This window comes from Streptacidiphilus albus JL83 (genome assembly GCF_000744705.1).
Classification (GTDB): domain Bacteria; phylum Actinomycetota; class Actinomycetes; order Streptomycetales; family Streptomycetaceae; genus Streptacidiphilus; species Streptacidiphilus albus.
The window spans coordinates 4902498-4921267 of record NZ_JQML01000001.1 but is presented as its reverse complement, the minus strand read 5'-3'; the positions used below and the strand labels follow the sequence as shown (position 1 = coordinate 4921267).

The following is an 18770-nucleotide window of genomic DNA, read 5'->3' as shown; positions in this document are numbered from 1 at the left end:
GAGACTCTACTTTCGCTGAGGGGACGGGGCCGCTACTGGCCGGTGACCTGCTGGAATCGGCTGGTGTAGTCGTTGAGTTGGTCGATGCTGAGGGCCATGAACCCGTGCGACGCGGCGTCCATCGCCTTGGTCGGCACGATCAGCGGGACGGCCGCGGCGGTCGAGTCGAGCTGCTGCAGCGCGGCGACGGCGCCCTCGACCGAGGGAATGTAGTCGATGTAGTCGTCGAGCTCGGCGGCGATGTCCGGCTGGAGGTAGAAGTTCATCAACTTCTCGGCGTTGGTCTTGTGCCGGGCGTAGTTGGGGATCACGCAGTTGTCCGACCAGGACAGCAGGCCCTCCTTGGGGAGGTTCACGGTGACCAGGTTGGGCTTGCCGAGCTGGGCGACGTCGCCGGAGTAGGCCATGGTCACGGCGGTGTTGCCCTGCTGGAAGTCGCTCAGGTAGTCGTTGCCGGTGAAGGCGCGGATCTGGCCGGAGTCCTTGGCCCGGCGGACGTACTCCAGCGCGGTGTTGAACTGGGCGTCGGTGAACTTCTCCGGGTTCGATCCGGTGGCCAGCAGCGCGAGGCCCATGGTGTCCTCCATCTCGCTGAAGAGCGAGACCTTCCCGCGCAGGTCGGGGCGGGTGAAGATCTCCGAGATCGAGCTGATCGGCTGCTTCACCAGGTTGCTGTTGTAGGCGATGGTCGTGTAGCCGTACGCCCACGGCACCGAGAAGCGGCGGCCCGGGTCGGCAGGGTCGCGCAGCACGCTCGGCAGCAGCTTGGCGTGGTTGGGGATGTTCGCCAGGTCCAGTTCCTGGATGTAGTCGTAGGCCTTGTACTTGGAGATCATGTAGTCACTGACGACCATCACGTCGTACCCGGTGTCGATCCCCTTGACCAGGTACGGGTCGATCTTGGTGTACCAGTCGTTGTTGTCGTTGATGACCTCCAGGTAGGCCACCTGGATCCCGGTCTGCTTCTCGAAGGCGTCCAGCGTGGGGTGGTCGCTGGGGTTCTTCTCGCTCACGTCGATGTAGGCCGGCCAGGTCGCCCAGACGACCTTCTTCTCCGTGTCGGAGTAGTCCTTCCCGGCCTCGCCGATGTCGGCGGCCCCCGGCGGAACGACATGGCCCTGGACACCGCAGCCCGACAGCGCCCCGGCGCCGGCCACGGCCAGGCCGCCGACCGCGGCGCCGCGAAGCAGGGAACGGCGGCTCATGGCGGCCGCCGCCGAATGGGCGCGGGTGCGGTTGGCGAACCGCGCGAGGTCGAAGGAGCTGGAGCCCGTCATGAGGGGGGTACGGCCTTTCTGCAGAACGCCGGGTGCTGGTGGAAGGTCCTTTACAGCCAGGTCGGTGCGGACGTAAGTAAGAGGATGGGGTCAGACATTAGGCCGTAAAACAACGAATTCCCTAGGCCGGTACCTCTTCGGCAGCGGAATCGTTATCTTTTGGCCAGATCAGCAACGTGATCCGCATCACCTCTTACTCTCTGTCACCGGGCCTCCGGGTGGCCAGATACAGCCTGTAAAAGGCGCAACAGAAGCCCTGCACCTGTGACAGCAGACGCCGAAGGGACCGTGCGGAAGAATCCGCACGGTCCCCAGGAACTTCCTGTACGCCCTATCGGGCGTCCGCCGTCACGCCGTGGCGGGTGCCTCCTGCACCGGGGCCACGTCCGCATGCCCGGCGGGCCCGTGGTTGATCGCCTCGCGCAGCCAGCGCTCGTAGCCGACGCTGCCGGGGCTCAGGTCGAGCAGCGGGTCGGCCTTGGCCTTCCACTTCCGCCACGCCTCCAGCGGGAAGTAGACCAGCACCGAGAAGCCGACCACGTACAGGCAGTAGCGGACCGCCTGGGTGCCGCTCTCGTCGTACTGCTGCCAGGCCGCCCAGCCGCAGACGCCGAGCAGCAGCGCCACGATCGCGGAGATCGACCACCAGCCGCCGGGGATCCGGTAGGGGCGGTCCAGTTCGGGCTCCCTGATCCGCAGCGCGATCAGCGCGGCGACCTCCAGCAGGATCCCGATGTTGGTCAGGAAGACGTCGAAGATGACCAGGTTGCCGAAGCTGCTCAGGCAGAACATGGCGTAGATGACCGAGGAGCCGATGATCGAGACGATCGGCATCCGGTAGCGCTTGGTCTCCTTGGCCACCCAGGAGGGGAAGTAGCCGTCCTGGGCGAGCACGAAGGGCAGCCGGGTGTTGGAGGCGAGCAGCGCCGAGAACATCGCCACCGCCGCGAACATGCCGCCGATGGTGACCGTCCACTGGAGCCAGGGGCCGGCCAGCTGCTTGGCGATGTCGGAGAAGGAACCGGCCTCCCAGTTCTCCCAGCCGTTGGGACCCTTGGCGCCGACCGCCAGCGAGCCCAGGGTCGGCAGCAGGTAGCCCACCATGATCAGGACCACGGCCAGCGCCAGTGCCTTGGGCAGGTGCTTGCGCGGGTTCTCCATCTCACCGGCCACGTTGGACACGCTGTCCCAGCCGGAGTAGTTCCACATCACGATGAAGAGGCCGGCCCCGAAGGCGTTCCAGGTCGACTGGGTGTGCGAGGCGGTGAACGAGCCGACCGGATTGGTGCCGTGGCTGATCAGGTGGTAGATGCCGATGCCGCTGAGCAGCACCATCGGGGTGAGGCAGATCAGCGCGAAGACCACCGAGGAGTCGCCGACCCAGCCCGCGCCCAGCAGGTTGACCAGGGTGAACACCACGATCACGGCCAGGCAGACGAACCAGTTCAGGTCGAACTGGAGGTGCCCGAGGGTGAACAGCACGTGGTTGCCGGGGGCCACCGAGGCGACCAGGCTGGTCAGGTAGCTGGTGAACAGCACCGGGTAGAGGGCCATGTCCACGAAGCTGCAGATCCACTGGAGCATGCCCTGCTGGAAGCCCCAGAACTTCCCGAGGCCCTTCTTGACCCAGTGGTAGTAGCCGCCCTCGACCGGGAGCGCGGTGCCGAGCTCGGCGCAGACCAGCGAGTGGGGAATGCTGTAGATCAGCGGTGTGACGACGATCAGCAGAATCCCCATGCCCGGCCCGGACGTGGAGAACAGGCTCTCGATGCCGTACGCGCCGCCCGAGACGCTGAAGAAGATGAGGGCGACGAGCGGCATCATTCGCACGCGTCGTGGCGACGGCATGCGGACGACAGGCAGGTCCTTGGCGATCTCGGCCATTACCACCTCTGGTCAAATCGGCTCGACCGGCCCCGGGAACGGGCCGGACGAAGCTCCGGTCACTGCAATGGAACGCGGCGGGCGCCGGCCGGCGGACGAAAATCCGCGTGCCGCAGCCGGGGGCCGTCCGGCCCCCTGTTCCCCGCTGGTTGTTCCGGTCCTCGCTGCAGGCATCCGCACAGCCGGGAGTACACCGGATCCCTAGAGTTTCGACCCGGATGCCGTTTCAGACCATCAGGCAGACCGTCAAGGGTCCAGACGCTCTCTTGACACCATGTCCAGGGATCCGTACACATCCTTAACGCAGCGCCGGAGCCGGGTTATCGCGAAGAATGAGCCGAGTAAGCCCCGGGCAAAATACGGGCAAAAGAGCAGGGGCGCCTCCGGCAGGGAGACGCCCCGACGATTTCGCCTTTACAGGCTGCCGAGCAGTCGCTTCAGCTCCGCCAGCTTCGCGTCGCCCAGCCCCAGCAGGGCGCGCGGGGGGCGGGACAGGATGGCCTCGGCCAGCTCGGCGGCCTCCCGCCCGGCCTCGGTGATGGTCACGATCTTGCAGCGCCGGTCGTCCGGGTGGACGCTGCGGACGACCAGTCCGCGCCGCTCCAGGTCGTCCACGATCAGCGTGGTGTAGGGCTTGTCGGTGACCAGCTTCGCCGTCAGCTCGCTCATCCGCAGTGAGCCGTGCACCAGCCGGCGCAGCGCCTTGGTGCGGCTGAAGCTCATGCCGAGGGCGTCGGCGACCTCGTTCCGGTGGTCGTCCTCGTCCAGTACCAGCCGCCGCATCACCGCGTAGACCTGGGCGGCCGCGGCGTCCCGGGCATCCGTGGCGTGCTGGGTGGTGGCATCGATGGTGTTCATGCGCTGACCGGTGTCCTCACGTCCTCGGGGATGAGCCGGGCGGCGTTCCGGGCAGCCGTGCCCTTCGCCCATGCGCCTGTGGTGAGGATACCGAGCGCCAGCACCACGGTTCCGCAGCCCGCGGTGATCCACCAACCGGTGTGGCTGGCCTGGGTGAAGCCGGTGTGCAGCGAACCGTGGACGGCCGAGGTGACGACCGAGCCGATGACGGCCACCCCGAGCGACTGCCCGACCTGCCTGCTGGTGGAGGCCACCGCCGCGGCCACCCCGGCCTGGCTGCGGGGCATCCCGGAGACGGCGGTGTTGGTGATCGGGGCATTGATCATGCCGAAGCCGATGCCGAACAGCACGTACGCGGTCATCAGCTGCCAGACCGGGGTGCTCGGGCTCAGCCCGACCAGCAGCAGGCTGCTGAGCGTCATCGCGATCCCGGCGGCCAGCAGCGGCAGCCTGGGCCCGCGCGAGCCGACCAGCCGGCCGGACAGCGGTGCGAAGACCACCGTCATCAGCGCCATCGGCAGGGTGAACAGTCCGGCGTGGAGCGCGCTCCAGCCGAGGGCGTCCTGGAGGTACAGGGTGTTCATGAAGAGGAACCCGGCCAGCGCGGCGAAGCCGCAGACGGCGATCACGGTCGCGCCGGAGAACGGCACGCTGCGGAAGAAGCGCAGGTCGATCAGCGGCTCCTCGCGCCTGGTCTCGTAGCCGACCAGTCCGGCCAGGGCCAGGGCCGCGACCAGGAAGCAGCCCAGGGTCTGTCCGGAGAGCCAGCCGACGCTGGGCGCCTCGATGATCCCGTAGGTCAGCGAGACCAGCAGCAGGATGACCAGCAGCTGTCCGACCGGGTCCAGCCGACGGGCCCGCGCGGCCTTGGACTCGGGGACGAACAGCCCGGCCAGGACCAGGGCCGCGATGCCGACCGGGATGTTGATCCAGAAGATCGACTGCCAGCCGACGGAGCCCACCAGCAGCCCGCCGACCACCGGGCCGAGCGCCATGCTGACGCCGACGGTCGCGCCCCAGACGCCGATGGCGCGGGCCCGCTCCTTGGCGTCGGTGAAGGTGTTGGTGATGATCGACATGGCGACCGGGTTCAGCATCGAACCGCCGACCGCCTGGATCATCCGGGCGGCGATCAGCCAGCTCAGGCTGGGGGAGAGGCTGCAGAGCAGCGAGCCGAGGGTGAACAGCACCAGTCCGGTCTGGAAGGTCCGGCGCCGGCCGAGCCGGTCGCCCATGGAGCCGGAGAGCATCAGCAGGCTGGCCAGCACCAGGGTGTAGGCGTCGATGGTCCACTGGAGGCCGGAGACCGAGGTGTGGAGATCGCGCTGGATCGAGGGCAGGGCGACGTTCACGATGGTGTTGTCGAGCCCGACGATGAACAGGCTCATGCAACATATCGCGAGCACCAGGAAGCGTCGTCGGACGCTCAGTGCGGATCCTTCTTCGGTCATCGGGCCCGCCTCAATGGTTTGACTTCTATAACAGTTGTGAGAATACAACTATCACCGGGACGGGGACAAGCCGCAGGACCGTGCGGCCCGTGAGCGATACTCGTCCCCATGGTCGACAGGAACCCCGCACCCCCGCGCCGCGACAGCTACACCGTCGAGACGCTGCTCGCCGTGACCGTGCGGGTCTTCAACGAGCGCGGCTACGACGGCACCTCGATGGAGGACCTGTCCCGCGCCGCCGGAATCAGCAAGTCGTCGATCTACCACCATGTCCGCGGCAAGGAGGAACTGCTGCGGCTCGCCGTCGACCGCGCCCTGGACGGCCTCTTCGGGATCCTGGACGAGCCCGCCGGCGCCACCGGCAGCCCGGCCGCCCGGCTGGAGCACGTCGTCCGCCGCACCACCGAGGTGCTGCTCGCCGAACTCCCCTACGTCACCCTGCTGCTGCGGGTGCGCGGCAACACCGCCACCGAGCAGTGGGCGCTGGGACGGCGGCGGGAGTTCGACCACCATGTCGCCGAACTGCTGGCGGCGGCCGTGCGCTCCGGTGAACTGCGCTCGGACGTCGAGCCCCGGCTGGCCACCCGGCTGATCTTCGGAATGATCAACTCGCTGGTCGAGTGGTACCGCCCGGACACCGACGCCAAGGCGGCCGGGCAGATCACCGAGGCCGTGATCGCCCTCACCCTGCACGGCCTCCAGGCCCCGGCCTAGAGCTCGTCCCGGGCCCCGGGCCCCGACCCGGACCCGGCCCGACCCCGGCCGGGGCCCGAGGGGGTCACTCCGGCAGCACCGGCGTCCGGTCCGTCTCGTCGAAGACCAGCAGGGTGTGGGTGCTCAGCACCTCCGGGATGTTCTGGATGCGGTTCAGCACCAGGTCCCGGAGCGCCCGGTTGTCGACCGTGTGCACCAGCATCAGCACGTCGAAGTCACCGCTGACCAGGGCCATGTGCTCGACCCCCGGCAGTTCCAGCAGCAGTCCGCGCACGGTCCGCCAGGAGTTCTGCACGATCTTCAGGGTCACGTAGGCGGAGGCGCCCTGGCCCGCCCGCTCGTGGTCGACCCGGGCGGTGAAGCCCCGGATCACCCCGTCGTCCATCATCCGCGCGATCCGCGCATAGGCGTTGGCCCGCGACACATGCACCCGTTCGGCCACCGAGCGCACCGAGGCCCGGCCGTCCTGCTGGAGCAGCCGCAGGATCGCCCGGTCGATCCGGTCCAGCGCACGGTGTCCGGAGCCGTCGTCGGCCGGAGGCTGCTCCGGCGGACGTTCCCGGTCCCGGCCCGAGGGCTGCGGCGGGGACTGCGGAACGACCGGGCCGTGACCCGTTCCGCCGCTCCCGGCCCTCGACCTGGAGGCTCCGGCCCGACCCGGCACCGAAGCCGCGCGCTGCCGCGCCCGTTCCGCGACCCAGTCCGCAGCCGATCCCGAGCGCAGCGCCGGCAGCTGCGGGCGCCGTCCGGAGCCCGGTTCCCCGGCTCCGGCCATCTGTTCAGTGGACATGCCCCCCTGCCCTCCAACGGTGGACGTCCTGATTCCAGGACAGCGCGACTGCGGCCGATTGTCCACCACTTACCCGGGGCCATAGCCAGTTCGATCAAACGACCGAACAATCGGTAGGGAGGACCTGCCGGTCCGTCGCACCGCCTTACCCTCTCTCACCCCCAGGAGGTGCCGCCATGACCGTGCTGGACCACCCCGTCGCGCCGACCTGGCCACCGGACGGCCACACCCCCCGCCGCGACCCCGCGCCACTGCTGCCCGACGCCGAGCCGTTCCGGGTGCTGGGCACCCCGGCCCTGGCTGAGATGGACCCCGACCTGCTGCGCGAGCTGTACCGCCGACTGGTCGTCGGACGCCGCTACAACCAGCAGGCGACCACCCTGACCAAGCAGGGCAGCCTGGCCGTCTACCCCTCCTCCACCGGCCAGGAGGCCTGCCAGATCGCCGCCGCGACCGCGCTGCGCGACGGGGACTGGCTCTTCCCCAGCTACCGCGACACCCTCGCCGTGGTCTCCCGGGGCGTGGACCCGGTCGAGGCACTCACCCTGCTCCGCGGCAACGCCCACAGCGGCTACGACCCCTACGAGCACCGGGTCGCCCCGCTCAGCACCCCGCTGGCCACCCAGGCCCCGCACGCCGTCGGGCTGGCCCACGCCGCGCGGCTGCGCGGCGACGACACCGTGGCGCTGGCCCTGGTCGGCGACGGCGGGACCAGCGAGGGCGACTTCCACGAGGCACTGAACTTCGCCGGGGTGCTGAACGCCCCGGTGGTGGTGCTGGTGCAGAACAACGGCTACGCCATCTCGGTCCCGCTGTCCAAGCAGTCCGCCGCACCCACCCTCGCCCACAAGGCCGTCGGCTACGGCATCCACGGCCGACTGGTCGACGGCAACGACGCCGCCGCCGTGCACACCGTGCTGCAGGAGGCCGTGGAGCACGCCCGGGCCGGGCTCGGCCCGGTCCTGGTCGAGGCGATCACCTACCGGCTGGACGCCCACACCAACGCCGACGACGCCGGACGCTACCGCAGCCCGGAGGAGGTGGCCGGCTGGCGGGAGCGGGACCCGCTGACACTGCTGGAGGAAGGGCTGCGCAAGGCCGGACTGCTCGGCGACACCGAGGTGGCCGAGGCCGCCGCCGAGGCCGAGGAGCTGGCCGCCCGGATGCGCGCGATGTTTCACGTGAAACCCGAACTCGACCCGATGAGCCTGTTCGCCCACGTCTACGAGCAGCCCACCAGCCAGTTGCGGGAGCAGGCCGCACAGCTGGCCGCCGAGCTCGCCGCCGAGGCGGAGGCGGAGCAGCGATGAGCGCCACCACTGTCGAGACCCAGGCCGGCCCGAAGGCCACCACCATGGCCCAGGCCCTCAACACCGCCCTGCGCGACTCACTGCGCGCGGACCCGTCGGTCCACGTCCTCGGCGAGGACGTGGGCGCCCTCGGCGGCGTCTTCCGGATCACCGACGGCCTGGCCGCCGAGTTCGGCGCCGACCGCTGCCTGGACACCCCGCTCGCCGAGGCCGGCATCCTCGGCACCGCCGTCGGCATGGCCATGTACGGGCTGCGGCCGGTGGTGGAGATGCAGTTCGACGCCTTCGCCTACCCGGCCTTCGAGCAACTGGTCTCGCATGTCTCGCGGATGCGCAACCGCACCGCCGGGCGGATGCCGCTGCCGATCACCATCCGGATCCCCTACGGCGGCGGCATCGGCGGGGTGGAGCACCACAGCGACTCCTCCGAGGCCTACTACGCCCACACTCCGGGGCTGCACGTGGTCGCCCCCGGCAACGTCGCCGACGCCTACGGGCTGCTCCGGGCGGCCATCGCCTCCGACGACCCGGTGGTCTTCCTGGAGCCCAAGCGGCTCTACTGGTCCAAGGCCGACTGGTCCCCCGCGGCCGCGGTCCCGCCGCTGGGCCGGGCGGCCGTGGTCCGCACCGCCCCGCCGGGTCCCAGCGCCACCCTGATCACCTACGGGCCCTCACTGCCGGTCTGCCTGGAGGCCGCCGAGGCCGCACGCGCCGAGGGCTGGGAGCTCTCCGTGGTCGACCTGCGCAGCCTGGTGCCCTTCGACGACGAGACGGTTTGCGCGGCGGTGCGCGCCTCCGGGCGCGCCCTGGTGGTGCACGAGGCGGCCGGCTTCGGCGGCGTCGGCGCGGAGATCGCCGCCCGGATCAGCGAGCGCTGCTTCCACCACCTGGCCGCCCCCGTGCTCCGGGTCACCGGCTTCGACATCCCCTATCCTCCGCCGATGCTGGAGCGCCACCACCTGCCCTCGGTGGACCGCATCCTCGACGCCGTCGCCCGACTCCAGTGGGAGCAGTGACCCCGATGCCCTCCGTACGCGAGTTCCCGCTGCCCGACCTGGGGGAGGGCCTGACCTCCGCCGAGATCGTCCGCTGGCTGGTGGAGGTCGGCGAGGTGATCGAGGTCGACCAGCCGGTGGCCGAGGTGGAGACCGCGAAGGCCATGGTCGAGGTCCCCTGCCCGTACGGCGGGGTGGTCACCGCCCGCTTCGGTGAGGTGGGTGCGGAGATCCCGGTCGGCGCCGCGCTGGTCACCGTCGCGGTCGGCCCGGCCGAGCCCGCGACCTCCCCCGCTGCCACCACCGGCTCCGGCTCCGGCAACGTCCTCGTCGGCTACGGCACCGCCGAGTCCGGGAAGGGCGCCCGGCGCCGCCGGCTCGCCCCGAACGGCACCGCGAACGGCACCGTGCAGGTCGCCGCGCCGGTCGTGGTGCCGGTCACCGCGCCGGTCGCCGCGCCGGTCGTGGTGCCGGTCGTGGTACCGGTCGCCGTGCCGGCCCGCCCGGCCGCCGCGCACCGGCAGCCGCCGGCCGTCATCTCCCCGCTGGTCCGCCGGCTCGCCCGGGAGCACGGCCTCGACCTGGCCGAGCTGCCCGGCAGCGGCCCCGACGGGCTGATCCTCCGCGCCGACGTCGAGCGCGGCATCGCCGCCCAGGCCCCGGCGCCGGAAGCGGCCCCGCAGCCGGCCCAGGACGAGGTCGTGCCGCTGCGCGGGGCGGCGCGGATCGCGTCCGAGCGGTTCACCCGCAGCCGTCGCGAGATCCCCGACGCCACCTGCTGGGTGGACGCCGACGCCACCGGGCTGCTCGCCGCCCGCGACGCGCTCAACCGCGGCGGACGGGAGCCCAGGATCGGGCTGCTGCCGCTGCTGGCCCGGATCTGCACCGCCGCGCTGGCGGTGCATCCCGCCCTCAACTCCACCGTGGTCACCGACGCCGACGGCACCGCCACCGGCATCCGCCGGAACAGCGCCGTGCACCTGGGCTTCGCCGCCCAGTCCGCCCGCGGCCTGGTGGTTCCGGTGGTCCGGGACGCCCATCTGCTCGACACGGCCCAACTGGCTGCCGAGACAGCCCGGCTGACGGAGAGTGCCCGCACCGGTCGGCTCGCCGCCGCCGAGCTGACCGGCGGCACCTTCACCCTCAACAACTACGGCGTCTTCGGCGTCGACGGCTCCACCCCGATCCTCAACCACCCGGAGGCGGCGATGCTCGGGGTGGGCCGGATCACGGCCAAACCCTGGGTGGTGGACGGGGTGCTGGCGGTCCGTCAGGTCGTCCAGCTCTCCTTCACCTTCGACCACCGGGTCTGCGACGGCGCGACGGCGGGCGGGTTCCTCCGGCTGGTCGCCGACGCGGTGGAGGACCCCGCCACCCTGCTCCGCCACCTCTGAACCGGGTCGGGAGGGCTCAGCCGCGTCGCAGCACGAAGCGGAACAGCCCGTCCTCGCCCTCGCCGTCGCGGACGAAGCCGGCCCGGACCACCACCGCCTGCGAGGCGGTGTTCCCGGGCTCGGTGTGGGCGACGACGACGTCGACCTCGGGCTGGTCCAGGGCGAAGGCGGAGATCACCGCCACCGCCTCGGTGGCGTAGCCCCGACCGCGCTGGGAGGCGGCGAGGTCGTAACCGATCTCGGCCGAGCCCTCGCTCGGCGGGCCGTGGAAGCCGATGCCGCCGACGGCCGCGCCGTCCTCGGTCCGGACCACGGCGTAGACGCCCCAGCGCGGCGCGAAGACGCCCGCCTGCGCGGCCTTGGCCGCCATGGTGCAGGCGTCCCTGGTCCCCTCGTAGGGACCGTCGGCGACCCAGTCGAAGCCGCCGGCGCCGCCCGTGCTCAGGTCCACCGCCGACTCCGGCCCGATCGGGTGGAGTTGGAGGCGCTCGGCGTACAGGTGGCCGTCGGTGCTGTCAGTCATGTCGTCCCTTGGGGAGGTCGGCGTTGGCCCTGCTCGGTCGCGGCCATCATGCCGGACCGTCCCCCAGCAGCGCCGACCGCCCCTGGGCGGCGAAGGCGGCCCGCAGCCCGGCCGCGTCCGCGGCGGTGAGCAGCCGGTAGCCGGTCTCCTCGCCGCCGCGGCCGTAGGGCCGCCAGAGCACCGGGTCGGCGACCTGCCAGTGCTCGCGGCGCAGCCCGGTCCTGGCCGTCTTGTGGGTGGCGGTCACCGGCATCTCCGGGACCAGCCGGACGAAACGCGGCGGCATCTTGGTGCCGAGGTCGGGCTGGGCGGCCAGGAAGGCCGTCAGCTCCGTCGCCAGACGCTCGACGCTGTCGGCCTCCTGTCGCCCGGTCAGCTCGACGGCGGCCATCACCTGGTCCCCCGCCACCGGGTCGGGCACCGCGTAGACGGCGACGGCCCGGGCCCGCTCCCAGCGGGCGAGGATGTTCTCTATGTCGGCGACCGCCAGGTTCTCGCTGTCGACCCGGAGCCAGTCGGTGGTGCGACCGGCGAAGCGGAACCAGCCCTCGGCGTCGCGGTGGAAGAGGTCGCCGGTCCAGTACCAGCCGTCGCGGATCCGGGCGGCCCCGGCCTCCGGATTCCGCCAGTAGCCCTCGAAGCCGGCCCGGTCGGTGCGGTTGACCAGTTCGCCGATGGCCTCCTCCCCGTTGAGCAGCCGGCCGTGGGCGTCGAAGCGGGAGCGCGGGCACTCGGCGCCGGTCTCCGGGTCGACCACGGCGAGGTCGTCGTCCGGGCCGGCGCCCGCGCGGCCGACCGCCCCGGGCGGGGCCGACGGATCCTGCTGGAGGTTGCAGCCGCCCTCGGAGGAGCCGTAGCCCTCGACCAGCCGACAGCCGAACCGGGCCTCGAAGCGGGCGGCGTCGACCGCGCCGGCCTCGGTGCCGAAGCCGAGCCGCAGCGGCGAGTCGGCGTCGTCCGCCCGGGCCTCGGTGGCCAGGACGTAGGAGACCGCACGGCCCACATAGGTGAAGTACCCGGCGCCGTGGGCGCGGACGTCCTCCAGGAACCGGGAGGCGGAGAAGCGGCGGCGCAGCGCGACCGTCCCGCCGGCCATCAGCAGCGGCGACCACAGGCCCATCAGCGCATTGCCGTGGAACAGCGGCATGCAGCCGTAGCCGGTGTCGGCGGAGGTGAGGCCGAAGCGGGCGCGGAGCTTGTTCCCGGCCCCGGCCAGCCGCCGCTGGCTGCAGACGACGGCCTTGGGCGCACCGGTCGAGCCCGAGGTGAAGGTCAGCAGCACCCGGGTGGCGGGCTCGGGCAGCTTCGCGGGCGGCGGGGCGTCGGCGTAGGGGGCGAGCAGCTCGGCGAAGCCGGGGTCGTCGACCACGAGCAGCTGCCGGGGGAGTACCAGCCCGGCGAGCAGCGGCAGTTGCCGCCGCTCGGTGACCAGCACGGCGCAGTCGGTGTGCCGGATGTCGCGTTCCAGGTCCGGTCCGCGCCGGGTGGGGTTGATGCCGACGGCGGTGGCGCCGCCGAGGACGCAGGCCTGCAGCCAGTGGACGTACTCGGGGGTGTTGTCGAGCAGCAGGCCGACATGCGGGTGCTCGGCCGCCGCCAGCAGCTCGCCGAGCAGCGCGGCCCTGGCACAGGCCGCGCGGAGCAGCCGGTGGTGGCTGAGGCTGAAGCCCTCGCCGACCAGGCCGGGGCGGTGCACCCGGTGCTGGGCGAGGACGGCCCCGACCAGGGTGGAAGGGCACGGATCTGCGGGCACGGGCGGACCCCCAACTCTTTCTGACGCATCGTCAGTTCATTGAGTTGATACCGCCCGGCGCCGCCGACCGCAACACCCCCGGTTCCGGGGGCCGGTGGCTACAGCACGAAGGCCTGACTGCCCGAGGAGCTGACCATCGGACGCCCTGCGGCCTCCCAGGCGTACATCCCGCCGTCGACGTTCAGCGCCTCCCGCCCCTGTGCCACCAGGTACTGGACCACCTGGGCGGAGCGCCCGCCGACCCGGCAGACCACGTACAGCGGGTCCTCCGGCAGCTCGCCGAGCCGGGCGACGACCTGGCCGATCGGGATGTGCACCGCGCCGTCGACGTGCCCCGCGTCCCACTCGTCCTGCTCCCGGACGTCCAGCAGGGCCCCGTCGGCGGGCACGGAAGCGGCGTCCACGGTGGGGACGGCGGCGTCGAACATGGTCTCTCCCGAAACGCGGCCCCGGCGGCTCCGGGGGACTACCCCATTCTCACCGATCCCCGGGGCCGGTCCCCCGTTCCCGCCGACTCTCAGCCGGCCAGCATCCGGTCCAGCTCCGCCTGCCGTCCGGCGACGCTCTCCAGCAGCTGCTCCGCCAGGATGTTCAGCAGCGCGTCCGGGTCGTCCGGCAGCAGCATCAACAGCTGCCCCATCGGGCTGTCGACCAGCTCGGCGCGGGTCGCCGCGACCCGGGCGAGCCGGGCGGTCAGCCACTCCAGCCGCTGCCGCAGCCAGTCCGCCCGCTCCGGGCTGCCGCTGGCCGGCGTCCCGCTGTCGCCGGAACCGCCCGCCCACTCCTCCGCGAGCACCGCCAGGGCGAGGACGTCGCCGCGGGAGTAGGCCTCGTTGACCCGGGCGATGAACACCCCGCGCCGCTCCCGCTCCTCCGGGTCCTGCGCCAGGTCGGGATGGGCCCGGCGGGCCAGGTCCCGGTACAGCCGCTGGGCCTCCCGGTCCGGCCGGATCCGCTGCGGCGCCTGCGGCAGGACCGGCTGCGCCGGGCCCTCGGCGGCAGGACCGCCCTCGGCGCCCGGGTCCGGCTCGGCGAAGAACGCCTCCAGGTCCGGCATCGGCTCCAGGATGCTGCGCGCCTCGAAGGCCCGGCGGATGTCCTCGGGGTCGCCGCTGCGGGCCGCGGTGACCTCGGCGATCAACGCGTCCAACTCGTCCAGCCGGACGTACATCGGGCCCAGCCGCTGATGGTGCACCAGCGCGAAGTTGTCGAGCTCCACCCGCAGGGTCTCGACGGCGACCTCGGCCTCCACCCACTCGGTCTCGACCTGCGCGACCTGCTCCTCCAGCTGCTGTTCCTCGGGATCGGTCCACCGGACCGGAGTGTCGGCAGCCATGTCGAACCTCACTGCTTGATGTTTGTACCGCTCGTCCGCCCCGTCACCCTACTGTCCCCACCCCGGCCACCGAGGGCGCACACTGAGGCGTGCGAGCCCGGACTCGCTCCTGGACACAGAAATAAATCCCCGAATGTGGACAACATCGGCAGGTTTCGTGCTTGCCTGGGGTACCGATGTGGTGGTGGGCCTATGGTGCAAGGTCAGAGTTGTACGAGGCGGCACGCGCAAGCCACCGGCACGGGGAGGATGGTCGGTCCCTCCGAGGTGAGGCGCGTCCGGAGAACGACGGGAGCTGGGAGCAGGTGAGCATGGACGAGGAGACCTTCGCAGGGCCCGCGCAATCCCTCTCCGAGCCGGTGCGACCCGCGTCCGCGCCGACGGGTGTGCTGGCGCTGATCCGGCTCGCCGCCTTCATGGTCGACCCGGACGGCCGCCTCACCGTCTGGAACCGCGCGGCCGAGGAGCTGTTCGGCCACCGCCGCGACGAGGTCTTCGACCGTCCGGCCTCCGGCCTGCTGCCGCTCGCCCGCCACACCACCGAGGCCGGGACCGGCATCGGCAACGGAAAGCTCGGGGACGCCCTCGACCACCTCGACGACCTCACCAGCTTCGCGCCCGCCTGGAACGGCGACCTCAGCGTCACCGACCGGGACGGCCGGGTCGTGGACATCCTCTGCTGGGCCTACCGGCTGGTCGAGCCCACCGGACGCAACCTGCTGGTGGTCGCGGCGGACGCGGGCCCGCTGCGGGCCCGCGGCCCACGGATCGCCCTCGGCAGCCAGCTGCTCCCCTACACCGCCAACTCGCCCACCCAGGCCCAGAGTCTGGAGCTTCGGGTCGAGAGCATCCGGATCGCCCCGGCCGAGGGCGGCGACGCCGGGACCGCCGCCGAGCGGCTCTCCCCGCTGCTGCGCCGGGGCGGCGACGAACGCCGCCGCCGACTGCTGGCCCAGGTGGTCGCCGCCGGCGTGCCCGGCCTGCTGGTGGACGGCTCGGTCCAGCTCCCGGTGCTGCCGCAGCAGTTGCGCGAGTCCCCGGAGCGGGAGCTCGGCAGCAGCGTGGAGAGCCACTCCCGCACGCCCGCCGACGAACCGTCGACCCGGCCGCGGCGGACCGCGGTGCCGACCCCGCGCACCGGCGCCCCCTTCGGCCAGGAGAAGCGACCGGAGCGCAGCCAGCGCCCGCAGCGCCCCGCCCCGCCGGGACGCACCCGGCGCGGCTCCGGGACCGAAGGTCCGTTCAGCGGCCCGCCGGCCGTGCCGACGCTCACCCTGGCCGCCGCCGGCGCCGCGCCCGCCGAACCGGTCAACGAGCAGCTGCGGCTGCTCAGCCATGTCGGCGCACAGATCGGCACCACCCTGGACCTGGACGTCACCGTCCGCGAGCTGTGCGAGGTGGTGGTCCCCAGCATCGCCGACTTCGCCTGCGTCGACCTGCGCGACCGACTGATCACCGACGCCGAGGTGCCGCCCGAGCGCCCGGACGACGGGACCAGGATGCGCCGGGTCGCCCGGGCCTTCAGCGAGTCGCTGGCCGGCTGGGACCACCTGGTCCGGGTCGGCAGCCTGGTGTCGCTGGCCCGGAACACCCCGTTCGGGCTGGCCCTGCAGACCAACCAGCCGGTGCTGGTGCCCGAGGTCGACCGGGAGGTCGCCGAGTACTGCGCGGCCGGACGGGGCGGCGGCGCCGCGCTGGTGCCGCTGTTCGAGGGCCGCTCGATGCTGACGCTGCCGCTGGCGGCGCGCGGCACCGTGCTCGGGGTGCTGACCCTGCTGCGCAACCCGGACCGACCGCCGTTCGACCAGACCGACGCCGCCTACCTGCGCGAACTGGCGGCCAGGGCCGCGCTGTCGGTGGACAACGCCCGGCTGCACCGGGTGGAGGCGAAGACCGCGCTCACCCTCCAGCGGAGCATGCTGCCGACCCGTCCGCCGAAGATCCCCGGCGTGCTGATCGCCCACCGCTACCTGCCCGGCGACCGCCGGGCCGAGGTCGGCGGCGACTGGTTCGACGCCATCCAACTGCCGGGCAGCCGGGTCGCGCTGGTGGTCGGCGACGTGATGGGCCACGGCCTGCACTCGGCGGTGGCGATGGGCCGGTTCCGCACCGCGATGCAGACCCTGGCCGCGCTGGACCTGCCCCCGGGCCAGATCCTCCGGCACCTGGACAACCTCTCCCAGCGGCTGGGCGACGACCACCTCGCCACCTGCCTCTACGCGGTCTACGACCCGATCGCCCGAACCTGCACCATCGCCGGCGCGGGCCATGTCCCACCGGTGCTGGTGCACCCGGACGGGCGCGGCGAACTGCTGGACATCCCCTCCGGCGCGCCGATCGGTGTCGGCGGGGTGCCGTTCGCGGCCAAGGAGTTCAAGGTCTCCGACGGCAGCATGCTGGTGCTCTGCACCGACGGCCTGGTGGAGATGCGCGGCGGCGACATAGGGGACGGCCTGGCCGCCCTCTGCGGCGACATCGTCGACCCCAGGCAGAGTCCGGAGGAGGTCTGCGACACCGTCCTGGAGCGGCTGCACACCGACGACCGCAATGACGACCTGGCGCTGCTGATCGCCCGCTTCGACGGCATCCCGCCGCAGGACGTCATGGACTGGTCGCTCGACCTGGTGCCGGAGGAGGTCGGCCGGGCCCGTCGGCTGGTCCACGAGCAGCTGGTGGTCTGGGGCCTGGGCGAGATGGCCGAGGTCACCTCGCTGCTGGTGAGCGAGCTGGTCACCAATGCGCTGCGGGTCGCCAGGAACCGGGTCGAGCTGCAGCTGACCCGGGTCGGCAAGCTGCTGGTCGAGGTCAGCGACGACGACCACAACCTGCCCTCGCTGGAGCCCTCCGAGGCGCTGGACGAGGACGGCCGGGGCCTGAGCCTGGTCAGCCAGCTCTCGGCCCGCTGGGGCGCCAGCCGCAAAGCCGTCGGTAAGGTCGTCTGGTTCGAACTGCCGCTGCCGCACCGTAGCTGACCCGAGCCGGTCTTCCCATACCGATGGCACGCCGATCGGGGGGCCGCACCCCGCCGGGGCGCGGTCGGTGCTAACTGTTGGTGGGTCAGGACGACGACCGATCAGAGGAGCACCAGTGTCCGGCCAGCACAGCAGCACGGCAGCCAGCAGAGACGTGGACGACGCGGCGGCGCTGCTCGCCCCGTCCACGGACGCCCCGCAGGAGCGCGCCGAGTCGATCGACGCGATCCAGCGCGAGCTGACCGCGTTCGCCCGCCGTGCCCGCTCGCAGGCTTCGCAGATCCACCCCGGCCTGACCCTGGTCACCTACGCCATCCTGGACCTGCTGCGGGAGCGCGGCGGCTGCCGCGGCACCGATCTGGCCTCGCACTTCATGCTGGACAAGTCCACGGTGAGCCGTCAGGTCACCGCCCTGGAGCGGCTCGGGCTGGTCGAGCGCAGCACCGATCCGGAGGACCAGCGCGGCCAGATCATCCGCCCCTCCGACGCCGGCAGCGCGCTGCTGGAGTCCGTCAGCGAGCAGCGCCGACTGGCCTTCCTGGAACGGCTGGGCGATTGGCCCGACGCCGATCTGGAGCGCTTCGCCGCCTATCTGACGCTCTACAACGAGCGCTCCCAGCCCCGGGCGTGATCCACGGCCGTCAGCGGAGCCGGCCGACCGGAGCCGGCTCCGGGTCGGCGAGCGGCACCTGGAGCTCGGTGACCCAGGTGTCCGCGGGCCCGTCGCACTCCAGATAGACCTCCCTGGCATGACCGGCGAACCGGTGCCCGCTGCCGTCGACCCAGCGCGCCAGCAGCTGCACGGTCGGCAGCACGTGGTCCATCGACCCCCGGTGGACGATGGTCGCCACCGTCTCCACCGCCGGCAGGTCGACCACCGCGAAGCCCGCGTGCGGCCCCGGCTCCGCCCCGCCCACCGGCAGCCCGGCATGGACCAGGATCCCGCCCTCGCTGTCCGGCAGCTCCTCGTACCAGGCGACGGAGGGGCCGGTCACCGGCAGGCCGGACTCCCCCACCAGCCGGCAGAGCTCCGTGAACAGCGGCCCGACCACCGGTCCGATCTGCTCCGGCGCGTAGCCGGCGGCGATCCCGGTCAGCTCGGCCATCCGCACCGCCGGGGTGCTCTTCACTACAACGTCCTGCATGGGCATGCGGCCCTCGCTCTCGATACTCCGGAGTCTCGCCTCGACCTGGGTCAGCCGGGCCGCAGCGGTCGCCATCGCCTCGGCGAGCTCGGCCTGCCGCAACCGCAGCATCCCGCGCAACTCGTCGACGCCGACCTGTTCGTCCAGCACCGCGCCCACCTGCTCCAGCCGGAAGCCGAGGTCCTTGAGCGCGATGATCCGGTTGAGCCGCGCCAACTGCGCCGCCTCGTAGAAGCGGTAGCCGCTGGCCGGATCGACCCGGGCCGGGTGCAGCAGTCCGATGGCGTCGTAGTGACGCAGCATCCGGATCGACACCCGGCCGTGCTTGGCGAAATCTCCGATGGTGAACATGACCCTCCCTACTTCAG

General features: G+C 72.1%; 16 protein-coding genes. 6 read left to right on the top strand and 10 right to left on the bottom strand.

Translation table 11 applies throughout. The annotated features are described in order from the left end of the window. Positions 1–32: 32 nt before the first annotated feature. The 4 genes from BS75_RS21345 to BS75_RS21330 form a co-directional block, all read right to left on the bottom strand. Positions 33–1277: a polyamine ABC transporter substrate-binding protein gene (locus BS75_RS21345; protein WP_052069587.1), complete on the bottom strand. Its 1245-nt coding sequence runs from the start codon at positions 1275–1277 to the stop codon at positions 33–35. Between the two features lie 348 nt (positions 1278–1625). Next, positions 1626–3101 (bottom strand): APC family permease, encoded by a 1476-nt coding sequence (locus BS75_RS21340; protein ID WP_231607849.1) that lies wholly within the window; start codon positions 3099–3101, stop codon positions 1626–1628. 474 nt (positions 3102–3575) lie between these two features. Continuing rightward, positions 3576–4019 (bottom strand): MarR family winged helix-turn-helix transcriptional regulator, encoded by a 444-nt coding sequence (locus BS75_RS21335; protein ID WP_042437771.1) that lies wholly within the window; start codon positions 4017–4019, stop codon positions 3576–3578. Beyond that, a complete protein-coding gene (locus BS75_RS21330) occupies positions 4016–5470 on the bottom strand; it encodes an MFS transporter (protein WP_034089402.1) in 1455 nt (484 codons plus the stop codon). Before BS75_RS21330 ends, BS75_RS21335 begins: the two co-directional genes overlap by 4 nt. A 108-nt stretch (positions 5471–5578) precedes the next feature. Between BS75_RS21330 and BS75_RS21325 the strand changes: the two genes are divergently transcribed. Then, a complete protein-coding gene (locus tag BS75_RS21325) occupies positions 5579–6184 on the top strand; it encodes a TetR/AcrR family transcriptional regulator (RefSeq protein ID WP_034089401.1) in 606 nt (201 codons plus the stop codon). A 64-nt stretch (positions 6185–6248) separates the two neighbouring features. Here BS75_RS21325 and BS75_RS52265 read toward each other — a convergent pair whose 3' ends face one another. Further along, the gene (locus BS75_RS52265) at positions 6249–6974 is read right to left on the bottom strand and encodes an Lrp/AsnC family transcriptional regulator (protein ID WP_408022548.1); all 726 of its coding nucleotides are present in this window, start codon (positions 6972–6974) and stop codon (positions 6249–6251) included. 176 nt (positions 6975–7150) lie between these two features. Between BS75_RS52265 and pdhA the strand changes: the two genes are divergently transcribed. From pdhA to BS75_RS21305, 3 genes are read left to right on the top strand one after another with little or no spacing between them, the layout of a single operon-like run. Further along, positions 7151–8284: a pyruvate dehydrogenase (acetyl-transferring) E1 component subunit alpha gene (pdhA, locus tag BS75_RS21315; protein ID WP_034089400.1), complete on the top strand. Its 1134-nt coding sequence runs from the start codon at positions 7151–7153 to the stop codon at positions 8282–8284. Continuing rightward, positions 8281–9300 carry an alpha-ketoacid dehydrogenase subunit beta gene (locus BS75_RS21310; RefSeq protein WP_034089399.1) on the top strand — a complete coding sequence of 340 codons (1020 nt, stop codon included), beginning with the start codon at positions 8281–8283 and terminating at the stop codon, positions 9298–9300. Before pdhA ends, BS75_RS21310 begins: the two co-directional genes overlap by 4 nt. Positions 9301–9305: 5 nt before the next feature. Further along, positions 9306–10673, top strand: coding sequence for a dihydrolipoamide acetyltransferase family protein (locus tag BS75_RS21305; RefSeq protein ID WP_034089398.1), 1368 nt, complete (start codon positions 9306–9308; stop codon positions 10671–10673). 16 nt (positions 10674–10689) lie between these two features. Here the strand turns inward: BS75_RS21305 and BS75_RS21300 are convergent, their stop codons facing one another. The 4 genes from BS75_RS21300 to BS75_RS21285 all read right to left on the bottom strand — a co-directional run bounded on the left by BS75_RS21300 (position 10690) and on the right by BS75_RS21285 (position 14285). Continuing rightward, entirely contained in the window at positions 10690–11196 is a 507-nt protein-coding gene (locus BS75_RS21300) for a GNAT family N-acetyltransferase (protein ID WP_042437773.1), read from the bottom strand. A gap of 46 nt (positions 11197–11242) precedes the next feature. Then, positions 11243–12949 (bottom strand): AMP-binding protein, encoded by a 1707-nt coding sequence (locus BS75_RS21295; protein WP_231607848.1) that lies wholly within the window; start codon positions 12947–12949, stop codon positions 11243–11245. A 98-nt stretch (positions 12950–13047) separates the two neighbouring features. Next, a complete protein-coding gene (locus BS75_RS21290; protein WP_034089397.1) occupies positions 13048–13377 on the bottom strand; it encodes a rhodanese-like domain-containing protein in 330 nt (109 codons plus the stop codon). 89 nt (positions 13378–13466) lie between these two features. Continuing rightward, the gene (locus tag BS75_RS21285) at positions 13467–14285 is read right to left on the bottom strand and encodes a J domain-containing protein (protein ID WP_034089396.1); all 819 of its coding nucleotides are present in this window, start codon (positions 14283–14285) and stop codon (positions 13467–13469) included. Positions 14286–14596: 311 nt separating this feature from the next. Between BS75_RS21285 and BS75_RS21280 the strand changes: the two genes are divergently transcribed. Further along, positions 14597–17257 carry an ATP-binding SpoIIE family protein phosphatase gene (locus BS75_RS21280; RefSeq protein WP_052069585.1) on the top strand — a complete coding sequence of 887 codons (2661 nt, stop codon included), beginning with the start codon at positions 14597–14599 and terminating at the stop codon, positions 17255–17257. A gap of 172 nt (positions 17258–17429) precedes the next feature. Then, positions 17430–17888: a MarR family winged helix-turn-helix transcriptional regulator gene (locus tag BS75_RS21275; protein WP_034093474.1), complete on the top strand. Its 459-nt coding sequence runs from the start codon at positions 17430–17432 to the stop codon at positions 17886–17888. A 10-nt stretch (positions 17889–17898) separates the two neighbouring features. Here BS75_RS21275 and BS75_RS21270 read toward each other — a convergent pair whose 3' ends face one another. After that, positions 17899–18753, bottom strand: coding sequence for a MerR family transcriptional regulator (locus BS75_RS21270; protein ID WP_034089395.1), 855 nt, complete (start codon positions 18751–18753; stop codon positions 17899–17901). Positions 18754–18770: the final 17 nt, after the last annotated feature.